Consider the following 5,677-nt stretch of genomic DNA (forward strand, 5'->3'; position numbering starts at 1 on the left):
TAGAGAAGTTGCCCTGCAGGGCGGTCGTGATGGCCAAAGGCAGGAGCATCCGATCCTTGAGAACTCAACAGCGTGCACAATGTCAAATGCCAAAAACCTCGTGCAATTGATGCCTTCCTTTTCGGTTGGTTGATGTTGTAAGAGATTCCTTTGGAAAACATTTAAACAAAACAAAGCAAGTCAGTAATGATTTGTTCTGTCAGTTTCAAACTTGCATCGTGTTCACCTATTCCGGTGGCATGGTGCGCGAAATGTGCCGGTCGCTTCGGTGGTCGTGCAATTCAACATTTACGGAGAGTTTGATCCTGGCTCAGGACGAACGCTGGCGGCGTGCTTAACACATGCAAGTCGAACGATGAAGCCCAGCTTGCTGGGTGGATTAGTGGCGAACGGGTGAGTAACACGTGAGTAACCTGCCCTTGACTCTGGGATAAGCGTTGGAAACGACGTCTAATACCGGATACGAGCTTCCACCGCATGGTGAGTTGCTGGAAAGAATTTTGGTCAAGGATGGACTCGCGGCCTATCAGCTTGTTGGTGAGGTAATGGCTCACCAAGGCGACGACGGGTAGCCGGCCTGAGAGGGTGACCGGCCACACTGGGACTGAGACACGGCCCAGACTCCTACGGGAGGCAGCAGTGGGGAATATTGCACAATGGGCGAAAGCCTGATGCAGCAACGCCGCGTGAGGGACGACGGCCTTCGGGTTGTAAACCTCTTTTAGCAGGGAAGAAGCGAAAGTGACGGTACCTGCAGAAAAAGCACCGGCTAACTACGTGCCAGCAGCCGCGGTAATACGTAGGGTGCAAGCGTTGTCCGGAATTATTGGGCGTAAAGAGCTCGTAGGCGGTTTGTCGCGTCTGCTGTGAAATCCCGAGGCTCAACCTCGGGTCTGCAGTGGGTACGGGCAGACTAGAGTGCGGTAGGGGAGATTGGAATTCCTGGTGTAGCGGTGGAATGCGCAGATATCAGGAGGAACACCGATGGCGAAGGCAGATCTCTGGGCCGCTACTGACGCTGAGGAGCGAAAGGGTGGGGAGCAAACAGGCTTAGATACCCTGGTAGTCCACCCCGTAAACGTTGGGCGCTAGATGTGGGGACCATTCCACGGTTTCCGTGTCGTAGCTAACGCATTAAGCGCCCCGCCTGGGGAGTACGGCCGCAAGGCTAAAACTCAAAGGAATTGACGGGGGCCCGCACAAGCGGCGGAGCATGCGGATTAATTCGATGCAACGCGAAGAACCTTACCAAGGCTTGACATATACGAGAACGGGCCAGAAATGGTCAACTCTTTGGACACTCGTAAACAGGTGGTGCATGGTTGTCGTCAGCTCGTGTCGTGAGATGTTGGGTTAAGTCCCGCAACGAGCGCAACCCTCGTTCTATGTTGCCAGCACGTAATGGTGGGAACTCATGGGATACTGCCGGGGTCAACTCGGAGGAAGGTGGGGACGACGTCAAATCATCATGCCCCTTATGTCTTGGGCTTCACGCATGCTACAATGGCCAGTACAAAGGGCTGCAATACCGTAAGGTGGAGCGAATCCCAAAAAGCTGGTCCCAGTTCGGATTGAGGTCTGCAACTCGACCTCATGAAGTCGGAGTCGCTAGTAATCGCAGATCAGCAACGCTGCGGTGAATACGTTCCCGGGCCTTGTACACACCGCCCGTCAAGTCATGAAAGTCGGTAACACCCGAAGCCAGTGGCCTAACCGCAAGGATGGAGCTGTCTAAGGTGGGATCGGTAATTAGGACTAAGTCGTAACAAGGTAGCCGTACCGGAAGGTGCGGCTGGATCACCTCCTTTCTAAGGAGCATGTGCAGCTCTCCTCTGTATACAGGGAGATTCAAGCTGCCAAGCCAGATCGAGACACATGTTCTCGCTGGCGCTCATGGGTGGAACATTGACATTGGCATCAGATCGAATGATCGGAACTTAGTACGCTGCTTGCAGTTGGAACGGTGCCGGCCAGGAGGTGTGGTGCATGCACGCTGTTGGGTCCTGAGGGACCGGATCTTCTCCGCTTCGGTGGAGGAAGGACGAACCTCAGGGCCTCTTTTGCTTGACATCAATGGTCAGGGAGAGAGGTACCGCCCGTACTTTGAGAACTACACAGTGGACGCGAGCATCTTAGATTCATGGCCCTTTGGGGTTGTGGATCACAAAGATCAAAACATACTTCTTCGGAAGTGATGTTGATCATTGGTCAATCTGCATCAGGTAACTGGTGCCGATCGATTCAAACTCATGTGATTTCAAATTTCTAAGAGCAAACGGTGGATGCCTTGGCATCTGGAGCCGAAGAAGGACGTAGTAATCTGCGATAAGCCTCGGGGAGCTGATAAACGAGCTGTGATCCGAGGATTTCCGAATGGGGAAACCCCGCCAGGCCCCTTGTGGTGATCTGGTGACTCCCGCCTGAATATATAGGGCGGGTAGAGGGAACGGGGGGAAGTGAAACATCTCAGTACCCCCAGGAAGAGAAAACAACAGTGATTCCGTCAGTAGTGGCGAGCGAAATCGGAAGAGGCTAAACCGGGCATGTGTGATAGCTATCAGGCGTTGCATGTCCGGGGTTGTGGGACTTCTCACTCCGAACTGATATTCGGGGAGCATTAGAACGTGGTATAGACGAATGGGATTGAAAGCCCAGCCAGAGACGGTGCCAGCCCGGTAGTCGAAATGCTGCAATCGTGCGAGGAGTATCCCAAGTAGCACGGGGCCCGAGAAATCCCGTGTGAATCTGTCAGGACCACCTGATAAGCCTAAATACTCCCAGATGACCGATAGCGGACAAGTACCGTGAGGGAAAGGTGAAAAGTACCCCGGGAGGGGAGTGAAATAGTACCTGAAACCGTTTGCTTACAAACCGTTGGAGCACCCTTGTTGGTGTGACAGCGTGCCTTTTGAAGAATGAGCCTGCGAGTTAGCGATATGTGGCGAGGTTAACCCGTGTGGGGTAGCCGTAGCGAAAGCGAGTCTGAATAGGGCGATTCAGTCGCATGTCCTAGACCCGAAGCGAAGTGATCTATCCATGGCCAGGTTGAAGCGACGGTAAGACGTCGTGGAGGACCGAACCCACTTAGGTTGAAAACTGAGGGGATGAGCTGTGGATAGGGGTGAAAGGCCAATCAAACTTCGTGATAGCTGGTTCTCTCCGAAATGCATTTAGGTGCAGCGTTGCGTGTTTCTTGCCGGAGGTAGAGCTACTGGATGGCCGATGGGGCCCAAAAGCTTACTGACGTCAGCCAAACTCCGAATGCCGGTAAGTGAGAGCGCAGCAGTGAGACGGTGGGGGATAAGCTTCATCGTCGAGAGGGAAACAACCCAGACCACCAACTAAGGTCCCAAAGCGCGTGCTAAGTGGGAAAGGATGTGGAGTTGCACAGACAACCAGGAGGTTGGCTTAGAAGCAGCCACCCTTGAAAGAGTGCGTAATAGCTCACTGGTCAAGTGATTCCGCGCCGACAATGTAACGGGGCTCAAGCACGCCACCGAAGTTGTGGCATTGATATTTTTGGTAGGCCTTCGTGGTCCAGCCGTATTGATGGGTAGGAGAGCGTCGTGTGGCGAGTGAAGCGGCGGTGTAAACCAGCCGTGGACGCTACACGAGTGAGAATGCAGGCATGAGTAGCGAAAGACATGTGAGAAACATGTCCTCCGAAAGACCAAGGGTTCCAGGGTCAAGCTAATCTTCCCTGGGTAAGTCGGGACCTAAGGCGAGGCCGACAGGCGTAGTCGATGGACAACGGGTTGATATTCCCGTACCCGCGAAGAACCGCCCAAGATAATCCAGTGGTGCTAAGAGTCCTAACCCGGACGACTGATTCCCTTCGGGGATGATGGGTCCGGTCTAACGCTCGACCCCATGCTGGTGCGTTTAGCGTATTAACAGGTGTGACGCAGGAAGGTAGCCTATGCCGGGCGATGGTTGTCCCGGTGTAAGTGCGTAGGCTGAGAGATAGGCAAATCCGTCTCTCGTGAAGGCTGAGACACGATACGGACCCGTAAGGGATAGTAGGTGATCCTATGCTGCCAAGAAAAGCATCGACGCGAGGTTCTAGTGGCCCGTACCCCAAACCGACTCAGGTGGTCAGGTAGAGAATACTAAGGAGATCGAGAGAATCGTGGTTAAGGAACTCGGCAAAATGCCCCCGTAACTTCGGGAGAAGGGGGGCCTGAGGCGTATTAGGACTTGCTCCGAAAGCGTTTGAAGGCCGCAGAGACCAGTGGGAAGCGACTGTTTACTAAAAACACAGGTCCGTGCCAAGTCGCAAGACGATGTATACGGACTGACGCCTGCCCGGTGCTGGAAGGTTAAGAGGAACGGTTAGCCGCAAGGCGAAGCTGAGAATTTAAGCCCCAGTAAACGGCGGTGGTAACTATAACCATCCTAAGGTAGCGAAATTCCTTGTCGGGTAAGTTCCGACCTGCACGAATGGCGTAACGACTTCCCAGCTGTCTCAACCGCGAACTCGGCGAAATTGCATTACGAGTAAAGATGCTCGTTACGCGCAGCAGGACGGAAAGACCCCGTGACCTTTACTACAGCTTGGTATTGGTGTTCGGTGTGGCTTGTGTAGGATAGGTGGGAGACTTTGAAGCTTGGACGCTAGTTCAGGTGGAGTCATTGTTGAAATACCACTCTGGTCACTCTGGATATCTAACTTCGAACCGTAATCCGGTTCAGGGACAGTGCCTGGTGGGTAGTTTAACTGGGGCGGTTGCCTCCCAAAAAGTAACGGAGGCGCCCAAAGGTTCCCTCAACCTGGTTGGCAATCAGGTGTCGAGTGTAAGTGCACAAGGGAGCTTGACTGTGAGACTGACAAGTCGAGCAGGGACGAAAGTCGGGACTAGTGATCCGGCAGTGGCTTGTGGAAGCGCTGTCGCTCAACGGATAAAAGGTACCTCGGGGATAACAGGCTGATCTTGCCCAAGAGTCCATATCGACGGCATGGTTTGGCACCTCGATGTCGGCTCGTCGCATCCTGGGGCTGGAGTAGGTCCCAAGGGTTGGGCTGTTCGCCCATTAAAGCGGTACGCGAGCTGGGTTTAGAACGTCGTGAGACAGTTCGGTCCCTATCCGCTGCGCGCGCAGGAAATTTGAAAGGATCTGACCCTAGTACGAGAGGACCGGGTTGGACGAACCTCTGGTGTGTCAGTTGTTCCGCCAGGAGCACCGCTGATTAGCTACGTTCGGGATGGATAACCGCTGAAAGCATCTAAGCGGGAAGCCGGCCTTAAGATGAGATTTCCATGCCTTCGGGCGAGAGGCTCCCAGCCAGACTACTGGGTTGATAGGCCGGATGTGGAAGAGAGGACGAAAGACTCTCGGAGCTGACCGGTACTAATATGCCGATAATTTGATAACACTTTCTTTGTTTGAATACGAAGATGCTACGCGTCCACTGAGTGGTTCTCGATGTACGGTCGAGAACCCGCAAACAACACCACTGTGTTCGCACAGCGTGTTGGTTTGCTTGTTCACTTTGATACATCAATAGTGTTTCGGCGGCCATAGCGAGAGGGAAACGCCCGGTCACATTCCGAACCCGGAAGCTAAGACTCTTTGCGCCGATGGTACTGCAGGGGGGACCCTGTGGGAGAGTAGGACACCGCCGGACTTCTTCGTTGAAATGGCCACCCAAGGTTCTTGGGTGGCCATTTTGCGTTAA

General features: G+C 53.8%; 3 rRNA genes. All 3 read left to right on the forward strand.

Annotated features, from left to right (window positions below):
- Positions 1–287 precede the first annotated feature (287 nt).
- The 3 genes from B9Y95_RS20195 to rrf all read left to right on the forward strand — a co-directional run bounded on the left by B9Y95_RS20195 (position 288) and on the right by rrf (position 5,626).
- Positions 288–1,808: ribosomal RNA gene (locus B9Y95_RS20195) — 16S ribosomal RNA — on the forward strand.
- A 447-nt stretch (positions 1,809–2,255) separates the two neighbouring features.
- A 23S ribosomal RNA gene (locus B9Y95_RS20200) occupies positions 2,256–5,373 on the forward strand.
- Positions 5,374–5,509: 136 nt separating this feature from the next.
- Positions 5,510–5,626, forward strand: a 5S ribosomal RNA gene (gene rrf / locus B9Y95_RS20205).
- Together the 16S, 23S and 5S rRNA genes form the textbook arrangement of a ribosomal RNA operon.
- Positions 5,627–5,677 lie beyond the last annotated feature (51 nt).

Source organism: Plantibacter flavus (genome assembly GCF_900177615.1).
Lineage (GTDB): Bacteria > Actinomycetota > Actinomycetes > Actinomycetales > Microbacteriaceae > Plantibacter > Plantibacter flavus.